This window comes from Flexibacter flexilis DSM 6793 (assembly GCF_900112255.1).
In the GTDB taxonomy this organism is placed as follows: Bacteria; Bacteroidota; Bacteroidia; order Cytophagales; family Flexibacteraceae; genus Flexibacter; species Flexibacter flexilis.
Genome location: NZ_FOLE01000007.1, coordinates 1 through 19,114 on the forward strand (window position 1 = coordinate 1; position 19,114 = coordinate 19,114).

At 43.0% G+C, this 19,114-nt stretch carries 18 protein-coding genes and 3 tRNA genes; 11 read left to right on the plus strand and 10 right to left on the minus strand.

Annotated elements, in window-relative coordinates:
* The first annotated feature begins 256 nt into the window (after positions 1–256).
* Positions 257–529 (plus strand): T9SS type A sorting domain-containing protein, encoded by a 273-nt coding sequence (locus BM090_RS11610; protein WP_177199917.1) that lies wholly within the window; start codon positions 257–259, stop codon positions 527–529.
* A gap of 206 nt (positions 530–735) precedes the next feature.
* Positions 736–1,221, plus strand: coding sequence for a hypothetical protein (locus tag BM090_RS11615; RefSeq protein WP_143083954.1), 486 nt, complete (start codon positions 736–738; stop codon positions 1,219–1,221).
* Positions 1,222–1,434: 213 nt separating this feature from the next.
* On the opposite strand, the gene BM090_RS11620 is transcribed toward BM090_RS11615, so the two are convergent.
* The 8 genes from BM090_RS11620 to BM090_RS11655 form a co-directional block, all read right to left on the minus strand.
* Positions 1,435–2,355 carry a ribonuclease Z gene (locus tag BM090_RS11620; protein WP_091512910.1) on the minus strand — a complete coding sequence of 307 codons (921 nt, stop codon included), beginning with the start codon at positions 2,353–2,355 and terminating at the stop codon, positions 1,435–1,437.
* A 155-nt stretch (positions 2,356–2,510) separates the two neighbouring features.
* Positions 2,511–2,585: transfer RNA gene (locus BM090_RS11625), tRNA-Pro, on the minus strand.
* Between the two features lie 18 nt (positions 2,586–2,603).
* Positions 2,604–2,688, minus strand: a tRNA-Ser gene (locus BM090_RS11630).
* Between the two features lie 144 nt (positions 2,689–2,832).
* Complete coding sequence (gene yihA / locus BM090_RS11635) at positions 2,833–3,438, minus strand: ribosome biogenesis GTP-binding protein YihA/YsxC (RefSeq protein ID WP_091512913.1); 606 nt, start codon at positions 3,436–3,438, stop codon at positions 2,833–2,835.
* Positions 3,439–3,465: 27 nt separating this feature from the next.
* A complete protein-coding gene (locus tag BM090_RS11640) occupies positions 3,466–4,209 on the minus strand; it encodes an RluA family pseudouridine synthase (protein ID WP_091512916.1) in 744 nt (247 codons plus the stop codon).
* The gene (locus BM090_RS11645; RefSeq protein WP_091512919.1) at positions 4,206–4,868 is read right to left on the minus strand and encodes an outer membrane lipoprotein periplasmic chaperone LolA1; all 663 of its coding nucleotides are present in this window, start codon (positions 4,866–4,868) and stop codon (positions 4,206–4,208) included. The genes BM090_RS11640 and BM090_RS11645 overlap by 4 nt, the downstream gene beginning before the upstream one ends.
* Before the next feature lie 181 nt (positions 4,869–5,049).
* The gene (locus tag BM090_RS11650) at positions 5,050–5,475 is read right to left on the minus strand and encodes a hypothetical protein (RefSeq protein ID WP_091512922.1); all 426 of its coding nucleotides are present in this window, start codon (positions 5,473–5,475) and stop codon (positions 5,050–5,052) included.
* A gap of 15 nt (positions 5,476–5,490) precedes the next feature.
* Complete coding sequence (locus BM090_RS11655) at positions 5,491–6,147, minus strand: DedA family protein (protein ID WP_091513564.1); 657 nt, start codon at positions 6,145–6,147, stop codon at positions 5,491–5,493.
* A 324-nt stretch (positions 6,148–6,471) separates the two neighbouring features.
* On the opposite strand from BM090_RS11655, the gene trpS reads away from it, so the two are divergent.
* The 6 genes from trpS (at position 6,472) to BM090_RS11685 (ending at position 14,382) form a co-directional block, all read left to right on the plus strand.
* Complete coding sequence (trpS, locus tag BM090_RS11660; RefSeq protein WP_091512924.1) at positions 6,472–7,443, plus strand: tryptophan--tRNA ligase; 972 nt, start codon at positions 6,472–6,474, stop codon at positions 7,441–7,443.
* A 29-nt stretch (positions 7,444–7,472) separates the two neighbouring features.
* Positions 7,473–8,225 carry a superoxide dismutase gene (locus BM090_RS11665; protein ID WP_091512927.1) on the plus strand — a complete coding sequence of 251 codons (753 nt, stop codon included), beginning with the start codon at positions 7,473–7,475 and terminating at the stop codon, positions 8,223–8,225.
* 105 nt (positions 8,226–8,330) lie between these two features.
* Complete coding sequence (locus tag BM090_RS11670; protein ID WP_091512931.1) at positions 8,331–9,548, plus strand: ABC transporter permease; 1,218 nt, start codon at positions 8,331–8,333, stop codon at positions 9,546–9,548.
* A 137-nt stretch (positions 9,549–9,685) separates the two neighbouring features.
* A complete protein-coding gene (locus BM090_RS11675) occupies positions 9,686–11,107 on the plus strand; it encodes a CCA tRNA nucleotidyltransferase (RefSeq protein ID WP_091512935.1) in 1,422 nt (473 codons plus the stop codon).
* A gap of 857 nt (positions 11,108–11,964) precedes the next feature.
* Positions 11,965–12,345, plus strand: coding sequence for a PadR family transcriptional regulator (locus BM090_RS11680; protein WP_091512938.1), 381 nt, complete (start codon positions 11,965–11,967; stop codon positions 12,343–12,345).
* 57 nt (positions 12,346–12,402) lie between these two features.
* The gene (locus tag BM090_RS11685) at positions 12,403–14,382 is read left to right on the plus strand and encodes a PspC domain-containing protein (protein WP_091512941.1); all 1,980 of its coding nucleotides are present in this window, start codon (positions 12,403–12,405) and stop codon (positions 14,380–14,382) included.
* A gap of 429 nt (positions 14,383–14,811) precedes the next feature.
* Here the strand turns inward: BM090_RS11685 and BM090_RS11690 are convergent.
* Positions 14,812–14,884 (minus strand) — tRNA-Phe (locus BM090_RS11690).
* Between the two features lie 109 nt (positions 14,885–14,993).
* Between BM090_RS11690 and BM090_RS11695 the strand changes: the two genes are divergently transcribed.
* The 3 genes from BM090_RS11695 (at position 14,994) to BM090_RS11705 (ending at position 17,680) form a co-directional block, all read left to right on the plus strand.
* Complete coding sequence (locus BM090_RS11695; RefSeq protein ID WP_091512944.1) at positions 14,994–16,310, plus strand: 4Fe-4S dicluster domain-containing protein; 1,317 nt, start codon at positions 14,994–14,996, stop codon at positions 16,308–16,310.
* 44 nt (positions 16,311–16,354) lie between these two features.
* A complete protein-coding gene (locus BM090_RS11700) occupies positions 16,355–17,146 on the plus strand; it encodes a (Fe-S)-binding protein (RefSeq protein ID WP_091512946.1) in 792 nt (263 codons plus the stop codon).
* 87 nt (positions 17,147–17,233) lie between these two features.
* Positions 17,234–17,680 carry a type I restriction enzyme HsdR N-terminal domain-containing protein gene (locus BM090_RS11705; RefSeq protein WP_091512949.1) on the plus strand — a complete coding sequence of 149 codons (447 nt, stop codon included), beginning with the start codon at positions 17,234–17,236 and terminating at the stop codon, positions 17,678–17,680.
* Positions 17,681–17,746: 66 nt separating this feature from the next.
* On the opposite strand, the gene gmd is transcribed toward BM090_RS11705, so the two are convergent.
* The gene (gmd, locus tag BM090_RS11710; RefSeq protein WP_091512952.1) at positions 17,747–18,862 is read right to left on the minus strand and encodes a GDP-mannose 4,6-dehydratase; all 1,116 of its coding nucleotides are present in this window, start codon (positions 18,860–18,862) and stop codon (positions 17,747–17,749) included.
* Positions 18,863–19,114: the final 252 nt, after the last annotated feature.

Below are 19,114 nucleotides of genomic sequence, written 5' to 3' on the forward strand. Positions count from 1 at the left end.
CACCTGCAATTCCTGTTATTCCACCTGCAATTCCTGTTATTCCACCTGCAATTCCTGTTAAAGTCTTCCCCTTGGGGAAGATTTAGATGGGGTTTGAATATTTCCTACCTGCAATTCCTGTTAAAGTCTTCCCCTTGGGGAAGATTTAGATGGGGTTTGAATATTCTATGCCTGCAACTTCTGTTATCAAGGCTTGTCCGAACATTGGGAGGCAAACGCAGGAAACTGTAATGTGTCAAAGTCTATTAATATTCATGTGACGTTAATATCGACTGCCGACCAAATTGCACAGCAAAACGATATTCAAATATTTCCCAATCCGACTACTAGCGATTTTACATTAGAAGGAGAAGCTATCAAAAGTTGGGAGCTATTCGATACAAAAGGCGGACTAATTCATCAAAACGCAGTTTCACAGGCAAAACCAGAACCCATTCTAATTCAATTAAATAATATGGCGCAAGGTGTTTATTTCTTGAAAGTATTTACACTAAACAGCGTCGTAACCAAGCGACTAATTATTCAATAAATTGAAGATTGAGAGAAAGCGACTTAAAACAGTAACTATTTGATAGATATTGTTTTAAGTTGCTTTTTTTCGTTTTAATGAATCAAACTTGCATAGATCTCATGATTTTGGCACGCACTTTGTTTACTGTTAGACAAATGACTATTACTCGTTGTTAATTAAACACATACATCTTTCAGTTGTCTAACAATAAAACGCTTAAAGTTATGAGAAGCATCGTAAGAAATTTTGCGCAAATTATAAGTATAATCATGTTGTTTGTGTCTGCTGGTTTTGCCCAAAGAGGGCATGGACATGATCACGGACATGGTCATGGACACGGCGTACATCACGACCATCATTATCACCAACCACGTCGCCATGTGGTGGTGGTAGAGCGTCCGCGCCACCATGTAGTAGTACATCGCCACCGCAGCCATTATCGCCCTAGCCGAGTAGTAGTTTATCATCCTGTTTGGAATCCTGGTTATACATTTTATCGTAGATGGGTGTTTTTTCCTCGCTACAATCTATATTGGGACAATTGGCGTGGTATGTATGTTTATCCATCGGGTAATGTGTGGATTTCAAATCCAATGTTGCCGCCTGCACTTATTAACATCAATATTCAGAGCGAGCAACACTATGAATTACAGGAAAATGCGGACGACATAGACGAAATCTATGACCCAATGTACGACGATTACAGATAACTAATCCACTATAAAAAACAACGCTATAAGTTTTTGGTCTTATAGCGTTGTTTTTTATATACAGGTAAATTATAAGCCTGTTTTCAAATTTTGCTGCGACCAGCCTATCACTACAATATTGAGTAGTTTTCAAAGCACCCGTACTCACACAATACAGAATGCATACGAGCAAATAACCACATTAAGAATTTTAAACATCAAGCATTTAAAATTTTACTCACACGCAATACTGAGCGTTTCTCCTTCCACAGACAAAATTGTATTACTAAACACTTCTTGCGCTTCGGCCAATAGTGGCTCTAATTCTTTATAGCGCGAAGAATAATGCCCTAACATCAGTTTTCCCACTTGTGCCGTCTTGGCTACTTGTGCGGCTTGCGCGGCAGTACTATGAAACGTTTCGTAGGCGCGTTGCTCCATATCCGTCATAAATGTAGATTCGTGGTACAGTAAATCTGCGTGTTGCACGAGCGGAATAATACGTTCGTCATAGCGCGTATCCGAGCAATAAGCGTAACTACGGCTATGCTTGGGCGGCAATGTTACGTCAGCGTTTTTATAAACAATTTCGCCGTTTTCGTCCTTGATGTCCTCGCCTTTTTTCAGCAAATTCAGATGAAAATTAGTGTAGCCTCTGTGTAATGACTCCATCACAATACGGCGTTTTTTAGGTTTTTCTTTAAATAAAAAACCTGCGCATTTCACCCGATGATTCAGCGGAATAGTACTAACCGTCAGTACCTCATTTTCGTAAATCGTGGCGGCAACTTCTGTATTTACTTCATGAAACGTAACAGGATAGTTCAAGCGCGTGTCCGAAAGACGTAATTGCAGTGTAATAACTTCGTCCAGACCCGCAGGCGCAAAAATATGCAGCTCGTCCGTGCGGCCTTGCAAGTGCATCGTCGAAATCAGACCCACCAGCCCCAAATAATGGTCGCCGTGCAAATGGCTAATAAAAATGTGGCCAATGCGCTGAATTTTGACTTTATAGCGGATCAGTTGGTTTTGAGTGCCTTCACCGCAATCAATCAGATACAAACATTGGTTGTGATTTACCAACTGCGAGGTATGATGCCTCCCATAGGCAAAAGATGCGGAGTTTGAACCCAATATTGTAATGTCAAAATTCATGGCAATAAGCTGATTGATTGTTATTTAGGCAAAAAATGATAGAAACGCCTTACAAACTGTAATGATAAATAAAATTTTGGGAGAAAACCAATGGATTTGGGTGGGGATAAAAAAGAAAAAGTCCAAAACTTTTTACAGTCTTGGACTTTTATCTGTCGGGGTGGCAAGATTCGAACTTGCGACCTCCTGCTCCCAAAGCAGGCGCGATAACCGGGCTACGCTACACCCCGAAGGTGTTTTTTGAAGTGCGGAGAGAATGGGATTCGAACCCATGCACCAGTCACCCGGTGACAGTTTAGCAAACTGCTCCTTTAACCACTCAGGCATCTCTCCAGTTAAGGGGCATTCCCCTTAGCAGAAATGCGATGCAAATATGAACGATTGTTTTTTATAATGCAACTATTTTTTTAAAAAAACTTTTAAAAAATTTTCAAAACACTGATAATCATGTCTGTTTCTTGCAAAATATTTTTCGACTTACGACTCTTGCCACTGCAAACGTAGGTTTTCGATGTAGCCCAACACCTCATCACGGCCTGTTCGCTCATCCGAAGACGTGATAAATTCCTGCGGCAATTCTGCCCATGTTTTTTTCAACTGCTTGTTGTAGGTCGCTACATTGGCCAGCGTGCGTGTTTTAGTTTGCTTGTCGGCTTTCGTAAAAATAATGGCAAACGGAATTTGTGCATTTCCAAGCCATTCGATAAACTCAACATCTATCTTTTGCGGTTCGTGGCGTGAGTCCACCAACACAAACACACATTGCAAATTCGGGCGTTTTTGGATGTATTCGCGAATCATCAGGTTAAATTTTTCGCGTTGTGCCTGTCCCACTTTTGCCCATCCGTACCCTGGCAAATCCACCAAATACCATTGATTATTAATCATAAAATGATTGATAACCTGTGTTTTACCTGGCGTAGAAGAGGTTTTGGCCAAGCCGTTGCGGTTGGTCAGCATATTAATCAATGACGATTTGCCCACGTTAGAACGGCCAATAAAGGCGTATTCTGGCAAAGGCGTTTCGGGACACTTTTTGTAGTCGGCGGCACTGCCCACAAAGGTCGCGCTTTTTATATCCATAAAATTAAATCAGTATCTAAATTGTACTTAAAAAAGAAAATCCAAGTTCTTGTCTTTCACATTTTCTGGCTCATCTAAAGCCAAATATTGCTCCCAGAAAGGATTTTCGGGCACGGGTGCGACGCAAACAACAGGTTCGTTTTTGATCGGGTGAACAAAATACAAACGGCGTGCGTGCAAATTAATGCTGCCGTCTGTGTTAGGGCGGTCGAAGCCATATTTCACGTCGCCGCGAATCGGGCAACCCATCGAGGCCAATTGCACCCTGATTTGATGCGGACGACCCGTTACGGGCGTAACCTCCAACAGCCAATGGTCGTTGAGTTTGCCCATCACTTTGTACGAAAGTTCAGCGCGTTGGCTATTCGGAACTTCTGTGTCATGAGCCGTCGTAACGTTCGTTTTTTCATTTTTAACGAGCCAATGAACCAATTTATCGGCTTTTTGTGGTGGTTTCCGACGCACTACCGCCCAATATGTTTTTTGTACGTTGCGTTTGCGGAAAATTTCCGTCATGCGTTCGAGGCCTTTGGAAGTACGTGCCAACACGACCAAGCCACTTACGGGACGGTCGAGGCGATGCACTAAACCCATGAATACAGCACCTTCTTTTTTGTATTTTTCCTTGATATAGGCCTTCGCAAAATCCAGCAAAGTAATGTCGCGCGTGTTGTCGGCTTGCACCAAAAGCCCTGCTGCTTTATTGACAATTAGCAAGTGATTGTCTTCGTAAATAACCGTAAACGGTTTTTGTTTTGGTGTGTTACTCATCGTAAATCTGTCTGTGTTTTTACTGGATAAACCTTTTTATCGAAAGAAAAAGAAGATTCTGGAGCGGCAGCATTGGCCGTAAATTTCGTAATTTCAAATACTTGGCGGTTGTTCGTACCGCGTTCGTAAATAATCCATTTATGCAATATCTGGTCGGCTTTGCCAACATAAAGGCGTACTTTCAAGATTTCTTTGTTGCGGTCATCTGGCTCTAAATCAACTACTTGAAACACTTTCCCTTTGTCTTTTACTTCTCCAATCATCATGTATTTGAAACCGTTCTGATACATGGTGTAAATGTTGGTTGGCGTAATCTCGCCTTCTTCGGGCTGATAATCCGAAATGTTTAGTTCTTTGGCATCGCGCACATACGACCAAAGCGTATTACCGTCGCAAACCAATACTTGATTGTTGAGTTTGAGGTTAAATTTTTTGCCCTTTACCAAAATTTCGCCTTTCTGCTCATCAAGGGTTTTGCCGTCGTTGGCCTGAAATGTTTGGGAATAAGTGGCTTTATAGGATTGGAGTGTTTTGTATTTTTTACCCATCACATCCAAAATTTTTTGTGCCAATGGGTCTTGTTTGGCCTGCAACTGCGCCCAAGCAGTTTGGCAATTGATACCCGCCAATAACACTACAAATGCAACTATTTTTTTCATTGTTACAGAATCTTAAAAACGATAAAAAATCCGAAAAGTAGAAAACCGCAATAATCGTGCCTTCTGCCATTCGGATTTTAAATTGAATACAAAACTACAAAAAGTATTGGCCAAACGGTAAATTAACGTAAGGTGGATTTGTTATTACCAAATAAAACATCTGATTATCAGCGTTTTATTTTTATCCAAATACACCAAAAAGACCAAAACCAAAAATAAGCGTGCTAATAACACAGCCAAAAAACGCCCAACGAATATCAGAATCGTCTTGCGTGATGAAATAAACGGCGGCCAAACCCGCCACACTCAAGCACAATCCCCACACAAACGGCGGCACCAAAGGCATCGAATTTCGTTTGCTGGTAGCCACAAAATACGTGTCCAAATTTTGGGTTACGGCGGCTTGCGCCAACGCTGTATTTTGTTCTTGCGCGAGTTGCTGATAGCTTATTTGTCCGCGCTGCGCAATGTTTTGTTCCAGTTGCGTAAGAGGCTGCAACTGCGCCTCACAGGCTTTGGTTTCTATTTCAAAAATAGCGTCTGAGGTTTCGGCTTTGCTCTGGCAAACCGCCAAAAACATTGCTAAAACAAGCATTACTTTTTTCATAGGCATCAAGTTTGTTTACTTAGAAACGTTGGCAGGTTGGTTTTTCTTGTGGCTTTCGCGAATTTTTAGGTACGATTTTACGACCGTAAACGTAGTGATAGACAAGAAAAAGACAATAATCCAATGCACGTAATTAATGATTTGGGGATACTGAACGCCCAAGTAATAGCCGCCCAAGACCAAACCGCCAACCCAGAAAGTTGCGCCAATGAAGTTATAAAGCGAAAACGCCATAAAAGTCATGTGAGAAGTGCCCGCCAAAATCGGGGCGAACGTGCGTACAATCGGTAAGAAACGCGCTATAACGATGGTTTTCCCACCATATTTGTCAAAAAACTCGCGCGTACTGGCCAAATATTTTCGTTTGAAAAACAATGAATCTGGCCTTTGGTAAAGTTTTCCGCCCACTTTTAGCCCAAACCAATAGCCCATATAATTTCCCAGAATAGCTGCCGCAAAAATGTAGCCCACCAGTGCCGCAATATTTACATCAAAAGTCCCCGTCCCGCATAACATTCCTGCCAAAAACAAAAGATAGTCGCCTGGCAACCAAAAACAGAAGAAAAGCCCAGTTTCGGCAAAAACAATCATGGCCACAAGCATCAGTCCGCCTTTGGCTATAATTGCTTCCGAATTAAACAACATATCAACAATTTCTAAAATCTCTTTCATAGCTTTTGTATTGTAATTAACAGACTTATAAGGTTTTAAGATAAAGGAAAATCTTTTATTTTTAATCAAAAGGGATTATAGCAGCTCAAATATAAAACAAACTACGTGATTTTGAGATACGTGTGTTATGTTTCGGAAAGAATTAACGTGAAAATCCCACAAAGAGCAAACCACAAAATCTTGAAAAAAATTTGAGGTTTGCGCTATTTTTTGTCCAAAGCAAAGAAGAGTATGCGTAATTTAAGTGTTTATTTTGCAGCAAAAATTATATTTGCCGCAGGCTTTTAGCCCAAACCCTCATTTAAGAACATCATTTTATAGATTATGGCCAGAATACTCACAGGCATTCAGAGTTCAGGAAAGCCGCACTTGGGCAATTTGCTCGGCGCGATTAAACCTGCTATCGCTCTTTCGCGCGAGGAGAAAAACGAATCGCTTTTCTTCATCGCCGACCTTCATTCGCTCACTACCATCAAAGATGCCCAAGCGCGCATCGAAAATGTAAATGCAGTGGCCGCCGCTTGGCTGGCTATGGGTTTTGATACAGAAAAAAATATGCTGTACAAACAATCGCATTTGCCAGAAGTGTGCGAACTGACTTGGTACTTGAGCTGCTTCTCGCCATATCCGATGCTTGCCAATGCCCACTCTTTCAAAGATAAGTCCGATCGTTTAGCCGATGTAAACGCAGGTTTGTTCACGTATCCTGTGCTAATGGCTGCCGATATTTTATTGTATCAGGCTGATATTGTGCCCGTTGGAAAAGACCAAGTGCAACATTTGGAAATTGCCCGCGACATCGCCGCTGCCTTCAATCGCACGTACAACGAAGATGTTTTTGTGTTGCCGCAGGCGCGTACCGATAGCCAAATTATGACTATTCCTGGCACGGACGGCCAGAAAATGAGTAAGTCGTATGGCAATTACATCGACATTTTCCAACCCGATAAAGCCTTGCTCAAAGTCATCAAAACGATTCAGACGGACAGCACGCCATTGGAAGAACCAAAAAATCCTGACACTTGCAACGTGTTCAAGCTGTATCAACTTTTGGCTACTGCCGAACAAACTGCCGACCTTCGCGCACGTTATTTGGGCGGAAATTATGGCTACGGACATGCCAAACAAGCTCTTTTTGAACTAATCGTAGCAACTTTTGAGAAAGAACGTGCGTTATTTAATGACTATATGGCCAATCCAGACGAGATAGACCGTATCTTGCGCAAAGGTGCTGACAAAGCCCGCGCCATTGGTTCGCAAACGCTCGCAACGGTGCGCCAAAAATTAGGCTTTTAATCCAGCATTTATCACTAAATCAAAAAGTTATGGACAAACGCGCTTTCATCAAAAATGCAGCAATGCTCGCCATGGCGGCCATGGTTGCGCCTTCGGTTTTGGCCGAACAAAAAGCAAACACAGCCAACATTGTTCCGTTGGAAGGGGTTTCTACAGACGATAACACTCAATTTACGTTGCCGCCGTTGCCTTACGCCACCGATGCTTTAGAGCCAAACATTGACAAAATGACGATGGAAATTCATCATGGCAAACATCATCAGGCTTATGTAACAAAGCTCAACGAAGCCGTAAAAGGCACGAAGGCAGAAGGTTTGTCTTTAGAAAAGTTATTAACAGATGTGGATAAGTATCCTGTCGCGGTTCGTAACAATGGTGGCGGCCACTACAACCACAGTTTGTTTTGGCAATTGCTTACGCCAACAGGCGAAAAACAACCTTTGGCCGAGACAGCGAAAGCCATTACAGCCGCATTTGGTTCTTTTGATGATTTCAAAAAACAATTTGCCAAAGCTGGTGCAGACCGTTTCGGGTCGGGTTGGGCGTGGCTTATCGTCAATACCAAAGGCAAATTGGAAGTAATTTCTACGCCAAACCAAGACAATCCGCTGATGAAACTCAAAGGTATCACCAACGGCACGCCGATTTTGGCTCTCGACGTTTGGGAACACGCCTATTATTTGAAATACCAAAACAAACGCGCTGATTATATTGCGGCTTTTTGGAATGTGGTAAACTGGGCAGAAGTAGAAAAACGCTATTTGGCTGCCACTAAAAAATAATTCTTTTTTTTGCAAAATAGACTGGCCACTAACATTGCTTTATCTGTAAGATAATCAGTAATTTAGTGGCCAGTCTTTCAATTTTTTTGTACCATAACAAAACACATGAACACTGCGCTGTGGGTGGCTCGTCGCTACTTTTTTTCGGGAAAAGAGAAGAAATTTATCAACATCTTGTCCATTATTGCCATGTTGGGCGTGGCCGTCGGGACGGCTGCGTTGGTCATCGTGCTTTCGGCGTTCAATGGCTTGGAAGCGTTGGTGCGCAAGCTCGACCAGCGTTTTGACCCCGAAATAAAAGTAGTAGCCGCGCAAGGCAAAACCTTTGAAGTAAGCCCCGCATTTCTAAAACCTTTGCAGCAAATACAAGGCGTTCAGGTGATTACGGAAGTAATAGAAGACAACGCGCTGTTGCGTTATCGAGAAGCGCAAGTAGTGGTGCGCGTAAAAGGCGTGTCGGACAATTTCCAACAACAACACCGCATAGATAGCGCGATGGTGGCAGGCGAACCGCTTTTAAAACGTGGTAACATTTCTTACGCTATCGTCGGGGCGGGCATACAACAGGCTTTGGGCGTGGCGTTGCACAACCAACTGGACGTAATGCAATTTTGGTATCCCAAAAACAAAAAAAACATTGCCATCAACCCCGCCGATGCTTTCAACAAAAAAAGCATTTTGGCCAGTGGCGTTTTTCAGATTTCGAGCCAATACGACGAAAAATATGTTTTTGTGCCGCTGGAATTTGCGGAAATGCTCATGCAGCACGGCCAAAAACGCACGGCATTAGAAATTAAAACCACAGAAAACGCAGACATACAGGAAGTTAAAGAAACGATTAAACAACAACTTGGCGATAAATTCAAGGTACTGGATTCGGACGAACAACACGCCTCATTTTTGCGTGTAATGAAAATAGAAAGATTGTTTACGTTTGCCGCATTGTTATTTATTCTGGTAATTGCTTCATTTAATATTTTTGTATCGCTAAGTATGTTGGCCATCGAAAAGCGGCGCGACGTGGGCATTTTCTACGCTTTGGGCGCGGACGAAGCCTTTATTCAGCGTGTTTTTATTGCAGAAGGCGGCCTAATTGCAGGCATCGGGACGGCTGTCGGGCTGTCGGGTGGGCTTGCGCTGTGTCTGCTGCAACAACATTTTGGATTTGTGTCTATGGGCATGACCAGTGCCGTAGTGGAAGCCTATCCCGTGCAAGTGCATTGGGTGGATTTTGTGGTTACGGGTTTGTGCGTGATTTTGTTTACTATTGCGGCCACTTATAGCCCAGCCAAACGCGCGGCGCACGCAAAAATTATTTTATAACCTAACAAAATATTTTTGCAAAAAACTGATTATCTGATTTTTAATCAAATTTTATAGAACAAAGCCGTGAGGCTTTACGCGCTTTGTGAGTCGGCCACCGACACGGCAAAACGCATTATTTTAATTTAAGGTTTTTGATGAGTATATACAAAACCGCTCTTGACGAGCATATTATTTTCAAACAAATAGCCGAATGTGCCGACCGCTTGGGCGTGCAGGCTTTTGTGATTGGGGGATTCGTGCGCGACCTGATTTTGGGTCGCCCTTGCAAGGACATAGACATTGTGTGTTTGGGAAGCGGTATTGCCTTGGCTGAAGCCTTGGCCGAAGCGCTGCCCGACCGACCGAATGTTACGGTATTCAAAAATTTCGGAACAGCCATGTTGCGCTCTGGCGAATGGGAAGTGGAATTTGTGGGCGCACGCCGCGAGTCGTATCGCAGCGACTCACGCAAACCCATCGTAGAAAACGGAACGTTGGAAGACGATCAAAATCGTAGAGATTTCACTATCAACGCGTTAGCCATCGGCCTTAATGCCAAAAATTATGGTCAATTGCTCGACCCGTTCGGCGGTGTGGAGGATTTGCGCAAAAAAATCATTCGCACGCCATTAGACCCAGACATTACTTTTTCGGACGACCCTTTGCGCATGATGCGTGCCATTCGCTTTGCCACGCAATTGGGTTTTGACATAGAAGCCGAAACTTTTTCGGCGTTGGCACGTAACAAAGAACGGCTGGAGATTGTGTCCAAAGAACGCATCACCGATGAGCTGAACAAAATTATTTTGGCCAAAAAACCTTCTTACGGATTTAAACTTTTGTTGCACAGTGAGTTACTACAACTTATTTTCCCTGAAATGGTCGAGCTACTTGGCGCGGCCAACTTGGAAGGCAAAACGCACAAAGACAATTTTTATCATACGTTGGAAGTGTTGGAAAACGTGGCGGCGGTTTCGGATGATTTGTGGTTGCGTTGGGCGGCTATTCTGCACGACATCGCCAAGCCTGCGACCAAGCGTTTTGACCAAAAATTAGGTTGGACGTTTCACGGCCACGAAGACAAAGGTGCGCGTATGACACCCGCCATTTTTGCGCGTATGCGCTTGCCCATGAACGAGAAAATGAAGTTTGTGCAAAAGCTCGTAAGGTTGCATTTGCGGCCAATAGCGTTGGTAAAAGATACCGTAACCGACTCAGCCATAAGACGTTTGATAGTGGAAGCAGGCGAAGCCTTAGACGGATTAATGATTTTGTGCCGTGCGGACATTACGACCAAAAACCCGAACAAAGCCAAACGTTATTTGGAAAATTTCGATAAAGTGGAACGCCGCATGAACGAAGTAGAAGAGTTTGATAAGCTCCGAAACTTTAGACCTGCCGTTTCGGGCGAAGAAATCATGACTACTTTTGGCCTTACGCCAAGCCCGATGGTTGGCGTGATTAAAGAAAGTATCAAAGAAGCCATTTTGGAAGGCGTAATCCCCAACGAACACGCCGAAGTTTTTGCTTTTATGCTCGAAGTGGGCGCGAAAAACGGCTTAAAACCTATTCACTAAGATTGTTAATTAAACAAAAAACACACCAAACAAGGCAGTGAAACAGAGTGGTTTACCCTCGTTTGGTGTGTGAAACATTTAAATTAACCTAATTATCTGAATGAAGTTTTACCTTTAGAAAATATATTGAAATTACTGTGCATGAGTTCTTTGTGTCGTTTGATAACGTGGTGGCAATGCTGCTGCCCTTTAGCACGGCTTGTCAATGAAAGCAGTGCCAAAGGCAGAAGTCACGTCATTAGAAAAAGTGTGTGTTACTTGTATTATTTATTGGAAAAGAGTGGTTCATATTACATAAATTTAAAAGAGTGAATTTTGCTTGTAGCAAATAATTACACTTGTGTAAAAGTGGTTGTTAGTAATTGGCTCATTAGCCAACATATTCACTAACGTTATAAAAATAGATGATACTAAGAGCGTCGAATAATGGTGAGATTACCCTCGTAAGTGTCTTACTGAATAATCATTTTGATACAAGACGTTTCTCAGAGCAAAAAAGGGTGACAAGCACATCAAAAAAAAATAAAATATTTTACAACATATTGATAATCAGTGTATTATTTTTCATCTTTTTTCATCAATAAAATCATCCATATTTTCTCGTCCCTCCTTTTACACAAAACAACAAACCACACATCTACAATATATAACAGCACCACAAACAACGCGATTATACACTCCCCCCCCTATCCACGAAAGTATAACGAAGCTTTTGCCCAAAAAGCCGCTACCATTTGTCCAATCTTTTGGCCATACACACTACCTTTTATCCGATAGAAATATTTTTCGGATAGTAGCTTGCATTGCATAGTTCCTTGCTGTATCTTTGTAACATCAAATTTTAACACGGACATGATATGAACTTAGATAACACCATAGTGCAAATGCGAAAAGGTATTCTCGAATACTGCGTTTTGCACATCATTTCGCGAGGCGAAGTCTATGCCTCCGATATGCTCGAAGAACTCACGGCGGCACGTATGATGGTGGTGGAAGGAACGCTTTATCCGTTGCTCACGCGCCTGAAAAATGCGGGTTTGGTGGAGTACAAATGGGTAGAGTCGGTGTCGGGGCCGCCACGCAAATACTATACACTCACCGAAACGGGAAGAACTTTCCTTGATGGGCTGGATACGACTTGGCAGGAACTGACTTCTTCGACCAACGCCATTACGCGCCGCGACGAAAGAATTTCGGATATGCCGCCCACTTTCGGGCAAAATCCTGACACATTTTAATTCTTGTATTCTTCCTTAACAAACTTACAGTACACAGATAATCAACGGATTAAAGCCATGAAAAAGACAATAAGTATCACGATAAGCGGTATCATCTTCCACATAGAAGAAGACGGTTACGATAAGCTGAAACATTATCTTGATTCCATACATAAATATTTTGCAGGCTACGACGACAGCCACGAAATCATTTCGGACATAGAAGGTCGTATCGCCGAAAAGTTTTTGGCCAAACTCAACGCCGAACGCCAAGTAGTTGCGCTGGAAGATGTGCAAGAGCTTATCGCCAAAATGGGCAGCACAGCAGACTTTGAAGCTGCCGAAGCAGAAGCCGCCGAAGATTTGGGAGCAGCTACGCCACCGCCGCCAAGAGCTTCGCGCATCAACCTGAACAAAGGACAATCTTATTCGGAAGAAAAATCTGATTTTCAGGCAAGTAAAAAACTTTACCGCGATGAACAACGCAAATTAGTGGGCGGCGTGGCCGCTGGTGTGGCACATTATTTTGCCATAGACCCGCTTTGGGTTCGTTTGTTGGTTTTGTGCTTTGGCTTAGGCTTGTGGTTTTTCCCACCGATTACGGGCTTTATTTGTGTTTCGTACTTGGTGCTGTGGATAGTAGTTCCTGCGGGGAATTTGGAAGAAAACCTCAAAATCAGGAAGTTGTTCCGCGACGGACAAAACCGTGTGATTGGTGGCGTAGCTTCGGGTTTGAGTGCTTATTTTAACTCAGATGTTACGATTATCCGTTTGCTTTTGGTGTTGGGTCTGTTTGTGGGCGGAAGTACTTTGCTCATTTACTTGGTGTTGTGGACGATTACGCCAGAGGCCAAAACCATTACCGAAAAAATGGAAATGCAAGGTGAACCTGTTACGCTCGACAACATTGAGAAAAGCATAAAAAAAAATTTCAATATAACTGATAATCAGAAAGAAGGCCCTTTCATTAAGTTGGTATTGTTTCCGTTTCGTTTGATTGCGGCGGTAGTGGGCGGCCTAAGCGTTACGCTCAAACCAATCTTAAAATTTGGCTTGGAAGCAGCTCGCATTTTCATTGGTGGTCTGATGGTTTTCATTGCCTTCGTAATGATGGTGGCAGAAGTAATATGCTTGGGTGCATTGGTGGGTATTATCAATTCCTCTGCTGTTATCGTTGGCGATATGCCAGCCGTTATGTTGGGACAAGACTTGCCCGTGAGTTTGAGTATTGCGGGTTTTGTAGCGGCATTTATTCCTACGTTTTTGGTGGGTTTGTCGGGGCTTAGTTTGCTTACGCGCCGCTCGTTTATCTCTGCTTTTATTGGTTGGACGGCTCTGGGTTTATGGTTTTTGGCCGTGATGATAATGGCAGCCATGATTACCAATTATGTAAGGCATTTTGAGTATCAAGGCCGTTACGAAAAATCGGAATACTTGCCAACGCCAACCAACACGTTGCACTTGGATGTGCGCGATGCAGGAGCAGAACATTACCGCGCATTGAATGTAGAGCTTAAACCTTACGACGGCGACAGCCTCAAACTGGTGTCGGTATTCAAGGCGCAAGGCGAAAACCGCAATATTGCGACAGAAAATGCACACACTATTTCGCACACAACGACTTTGCAAGATTCTACGCTGATTTTCGACGACAACATTACGTTCAATGACCACGCGCCATTCAGAGGCCAACGCGCCGACCTGACGCTGTATGTGCCTTACAACAAACCGTTCCGTGTAACACATGAAGCAAATCGCATTATCAGCAATGTTATTGACTTCAATGGTGATTGGGACAAATTGCCAGAGCAGCAATTTATGTTCACACACGAGAAAGGCTTGATTTGTGTAACCTGCAAAAAAGGAGAGTTTGGCGACGACAACGACGATGAGCAGGACGAAGACGACGATAGCGACGACAACGGCAAAGTAAAAGCGGTAAAAGGCCACATTGAGATTACAGGCGACTCGGCAGAAAGCGTACAACTAGATGTAAATGTGGATTCTACGGGACTGCACGCCAAAGTAAAACCTTCCAAAGGCAATAAAAGAAAGTAAGCAAAGATAGAATTAGTTGGTTACAAGAGGGTTAGCGCACCCACTGTTTGTTAAGGTTAGTTGTTTTGTTATTTTACTAATCATCAATCTACAAAAACGGCACTCATATTCTGGGTGCTGTTTTTTTGTTGTAGAAATAAATAATCAAAAAGCCGAATTGCGATGTTTTTAATAAAAATAAATAGCTTTGGTAAAAAATGCGGTAAAATTCAGCACAAAAAGGCAGTAAAAATACTTGTTTAGAATCAGACTAAATACTGGAATAATTACACTAAAAATTTGCCTACAAGCTAAAAAAGGGCTTTATTCGCAGAAAAATTATATTTAAAAATACACACAAATCAGAAACTCAAAAATGTTACACGATTCGCCAAAAAATCTAAAAGCTATAAAACAAAAAAACCCGAACAAGATGTTCGGGTTTCGGAGTGGTGACGAGTGGAATCGAACCACCGACACAAGGATTTTCAGTCCTTTGCTCTACCAACTGAGCTACGTCACCAACTGTATTCCTTAATTGTGGCACAAAGGTACGGCTCTTAATTTCAAATGCAAATTTTTAAACAAAAAATTAGTAAAAAAAATAACATTAAATTAAAAAACACTTCATTATGAGTTACTTATTACAATTACTTTTTGTCGCGTGTTTGGGGGCGGCAGGTTTCATTATCTATAAGCGAGCCATGCGTATCCGCCAAAATATCCTTTTGGGACGCGCCGAAGACCGCACCGACCAACCAGAAAAACGCCGCCAAAACATGATTCTTATCGCGTTTGGCCAGAAAAAAATGTTTGAAAAACCTATCGTGGGTTTGTTGCACTTGCTCGTGTACGTGGGCTTTATCATCATCAACGCGGAAGTTTTGGAAATTTTGCTTGACGGGATTTTCGGTACACACCGTTTGTTCGCGCCATTTTTGGGCGGCACGTACCAATACCTTATCAACTTCTTTGAGTTTTTGGCCGTAGGCGTGTTGGTGGCTTGTGCTATTTTCTTGGTTCGCCGCAACGTGTTGTCTATTGGGCGTTTGCATTCTGCCGAACTTACCAAATGGCCTTTGCTGGACGCGAACTTGATTCTTACATCCGAAATCGTGTTGATGACTGCATTATTGACCATGAACGCCGCTGATTCGGTGTTGCAAGAACGCGGCGTTGCGCATTACACTGTTGTTGGTACGTTTGCTTTCAGCGGTTTCTTGAAACCAATTTTTATGAACTGGAGCGATACGGCTTTGGTGGCTTACGAACGCGTGGCGTGGTGGTTCCATATTTTGGGCATTTTGGGCTTTGCCATTTATGTAACTTACTCAAAGCACTTGCACATTTTCTTGGCTTTCCCGAACACGTATTTTGCTCGTCTGAACGCCAGAGGCGAAATCAGCAATATGCCAGCCGTAACGCACGAAGTAAAATCAATGTTGGGCTTGCCTGTGCCTGAAACTGCGCCAGAAGTAGGTCGTTTTGGGGCAAAAGATGTCAATGATTTGACTTGGAAAAACTTGTTGGACGCTTACACTTGTACGGAATGTGGTCGTTGTACGGCTTCTTGCCCTGCGAACATGACAGGCAAAAAACTTTCGCCTCGCAAAGTGATGATGGACACGCGCGACCGCTTGGAAGAAGTCGGCAACAGCCTCGAAAAAGGCGGACAAGGTTTGGAAGATGGCAAATCGTTGTACGGCGACTACATCACTGCCGAAGAGCTTTGGGCTTGTACGTCTTGCAACGCGTGCGCTGAGGCTTGTCCTGTAAATATCAACCCACTGGATATTATTGTAGAATTGCGCCGCTACATGGCCATGGAAGAATCCAATGCGCCAGCTTCTTGGAACGCGATGTTTTCTAACGTAGAAAATAACATGGCTCCTTGGAAGTTTTCGCCATCTGACCGCGCCAACTGGCTCGACAAAATCAATAATGCTTAATTCAATAAAACTGTAATTTCTTCGACGAAAAAAGATATAAACTAATGAGCGATAATAATTTGAAAGTATTAACAATGGCCGAATTTGCGGCGATGGGGCAACAGCCAGAAGTTTTGTTTTGGGTAGGTTGTGCGGGTTCATTCGACGACCGCTACAAAAACGTAACGGTAGCTTTCTGCAAAATTTTGCAAAAAGTAGGCGTTAGCTTTGCGGTTTTGGGTATGGAAGAAGGTTGCACAGGCGACCCTGCGCGTCGTGCTGGCAACGACTTTTTGTTCCAGATGCAGGCCATGAACAACATTCAGGTATTGGACGGTTACGGAATTAAAAATATCGTAACGGCTTGTCCGCACTGTTTCAACACCCTCAAAAATGAATATCCTGTGTTGGGCGGAAATTATAATGTGCAACATCATTCTACTTTCTTGCAACAGCTTATCAACGAAGGCCGCATCACGCTCAAAGGCGGTGGCGAGTTTAGAGGCAAACGCATCACTTATCACGACTCATGTTATTTGGGACGTGCCAACGAAATATATGAAGCTCCGCGCGAAGTATTGCAAGCACTTGATGCCGAATTAGTTGAGATGAAACGTAGCAAAGCCAAAGGTTTGTGTTGCGGTGCGGGCGGTGCGCAAATGTTCAAAGAAGCCGAACACGGCAGCAAAGAAATTTTCATCGAACGCACAGAAGAAGCACTCGAAACAGAGGCTAAAACTATCGCGGTAGCTTGTCCGTTTTGTATGACGATGTTGGCCGACGGCGTGAAAAACAAAGAACGCGAAGCCGACGTAAAAGTATTGGATTTGGCGGAATTGGTAGCCGCTTCTATGTAATTGTAAGCCAATTTTTTGGTGTATTGGCGTTGAGGCGCGGCGAAAATTTCGCCGTGCCTCAACTGCTTTTTGTACCTTTGCCGCGTTATGGATTTACCTATTTTAAATTTTCCTGCCATCGCACCGCGTTTGCGTACACACGAAGGCAAGCCACAGATTTTTGATATTTTGCGAAAAAAATTTGTGATGCTCGCACCCGAAGAATGGGTGCGCCAACACGTCCTACATTTTTTGATACAAAAAGGTTATCCCGCGCCGCTAATGAGTGTAGAACGTGGCTTGCGCGTCAATCGCTTGCAAAAGCGTACCGATGTGGTTATTTACGACCGTGATGGCCGCGCTTTTTTGTTGGTAGAATGCAAAGCTCCCGAAATTCAGATAACCGAAAACGTGTTGCGCCAAGCCACCATTTACAACCAAACTATTCAAGCCCGCCACATTATGTTAACCAACGGGCTGGCGCATTATTGCTTGAGCCAAGATCCCGCCACACAAGCCTTTCATTTTGTGAGTCATTTACCTGATTTTCAATAAGATAAAAAAACGTACAGGCTTTTGGATGCTTGTACGTTTTCTGTTTTATATCAGTTACGAATAGAATTATAATTCGTAGTAATTCATGGTTTGGTGACCACCTTTTTGCAAATATTGGTCGCGTTTGAACAAAGCAACATCCGCATGAATCATGTCTTTTACCAAAGCTGCCAAATCGTATTTCGGAACCCAGCCCAATTTCGTTTTCGATTTAGTTGGGTCGCCGATAAGCAAATCTACTTCCGTTGGGCGGAAATAACGTTTATCCACCGCTACCACTTCTTTGCCTACCTCAAGTTGGTATTCTGGATTGGTGCATTTGGCCACGCGTCCGATTTCGTCTGCGCCTTCGCCTTCAAATGCCAATTCAATACCAAGTTCCGCGAAAGTCATGCGCACGAACTCGCGTACTGGCGTAGTTACACCCGTTGCGATTACATAATCTTCTGGCGTTTCTTGTTGTAGAATCAACCACATGGCCTCTACATAATCTTTGGCATGTCCCCAGTCGCGTTGAGCGTCAAGGTTGCCCAAATACAATTTATCTTGCAAGCCTAAAGCGATACGCGCCGCGCCACGTGTAATTTTACGTGTTACGAATGTTTCGCCGCGCAATGGTGATTCGTGATTGAACAAAATACCGTTGCAAGCAAACATTCCGTAAGCCTCGCGATAGTTTACCGTAATCCAGTAAGCATATAACTTAGCTACAGCATACGGCGAACGAGGATAGAAAGGTGTAGTCTCTGATTGCGGAACAGCTTGCACTAAACCATAAAGCTCTGAAGTGGAGGCTTGATAAATTTTTACATTTTTCTCAATGCCCAAAATGCGTACAGCTTCCAAAATACGAAGCGTACCGATACCATCGGCATTAGCAGTATATTCTGGCGTGTCGAAACTTACTTTTACGTGCGACATAGCACCCAAATTGTAAATTTCGTCAGGCTTAACTTCCTGAATGATACGGATAAGGTTTGTAGAGTCGGATAAGTCGCCGTAGTGTAGTTTCAAGTTCACCTTAGACTCGTGTGGGTCTTGGTAAAGATGGTCAATGCGGTCTGTATTAAACAAAGAACTACGACGTTTGATACCATGTACTTCATAGCCTTTAGAAAGTAAAAGTTCAGACAAATAGGCACCATCTTGCCCCGTAATGCCTGTGATAAGAGCTTTTTTCATGCGCTTTAGTGCAATAATTATTTATTTCAGAGATTGCTACAACTCAATTTTTTTGAGAAGCCTAAGACCGATTTTTTCTAAATTTTCAGAAAAACCTCACAAAAATAAAGAAATTTATAAGCTAACAAAAGCATTATCTGGAATATGCCTCTATTTTTCTTAGGCTCATATAGTTTTTTAGCATTAGATTTCAAATAACGGATGTCAAGTTGGATTTTCAATCCTGTTACAATACAATACATTCTAGCATGA

Bases quoted from the DNA above. Each gene is read 5' to 3' on its own strand.
- BM090_RS11615 (WP_143083954.1), top strand. From the start codon at position 736: ATGAGAAGCATCGTAAGAAATTTTGCGCAAATTATAAGTATAATCATG.
- BM090_RS11620 (WP_091512910.1), bottom strand. From the start codon at position 2,355: ATGAATTTTGACATTACAATATTGGGTTCAAACTCCGCATCTTTTGCC.
- yihA (WP_091512913.1), bottom strand. From the start codon at position 3,438: ATGGATATAAAAAGCGCGACCTTTGTGGGCAGTGCCGCCGACTACAAA.
- BM090_RS11640 (WP_091512916.1), bottom strand. From the start codon at position 4,209: ATGAGTAACACACCAAAACAAAAACCGTTTACGGTTATTTACGAAGAC.
- BM090_RS11645 (WP_091512919.1), bottom strand. From the start codon at position 4,868: ATGAAAAAAATAGTTGCATTTGTAGTGTTATTGGCGGGTATCAATTGC.
- BM090_RS11650 (WP_091512922.1), bottom strand. From the start codon at position 5,475: ATGAAAAAAGTAATGCTTGTTTTAGCAATGTTTTTGGCGGTTTGCCAG.
- BM090_RS11655 (WP_091513564.1), bottom strand. From the start codon at position 6,147: ATGAAAGAGATTTTAGAAATTGTTGATATGTTGTTTAATTCGGAAGCA.
- trpS (WP_091512924.1), top strand. From the start codon at position 6,472: ATGGCCAGAATACTCACAGGCATTCAGAGTTCAGGAAAGCCGCACTTG.
- BM090_RS11665 (WP_091512927.1), top strand. From the start codon at position 7,473: ATGGACAAACGCGCTTTCATCAAAAATGCAGCAATGCTCGCCATGGCG.
- BM090_RS11670 (WP_091512931.1), top strand. From the start codon at position 8,331: ATGAACACTGCGCTGTGGGTGGCTCGTCGCTACTTTTTTTCGGGAAAA.
- BM090_RS11675 (WP_091512935.1), top strand. From the start codon at position 9,686: ATGAGTATATACAAAACCGCTCTTGACGAGCATATTATTTTCAAACAA.
- BM090_RS11680 (WP_091512938.1), top strand. From the start codon at position 11,965: ATGAACTTAGATAACACCATAGTGCAAATGCGAAAAGGTATTCTCGAA.
- BM090_RS11685 (WP_091512941.1), top strand. From the start codon at position 12,403: ATGAAAAAGACAATAAGTATCACGATAAGCGGTATCATCTTCCACATA.
- BM090_RS11695 (WP_091512944.1), top strand. From the start codon at position 14,994: ATGAGTTACTTATTACAATTACTTTTTGTCGCGTGTTTGGGGGCGGCA.
- BM090_RS11700 (WP_091512946.1), top strand. From the start codon at position 16,355: ATGAGCGATAATAATTTGAAAGTATTAACAATGGCCGAATTTGCGGCG.
- BM090_RS11705 (WP_091512949.1), top strand. From the start codon at position 17,234: ATGGATTTACCTATTTTAAATTTTCCTGCCATCGCACCGCGTTTGCGT.
- gmd (WP_091512952.1), bottom strand. From the start codon at position 18,862: ATGAAAAAAGCTCTTATCACAGGCATTACGGGGCAAGATGGTGCCTAT.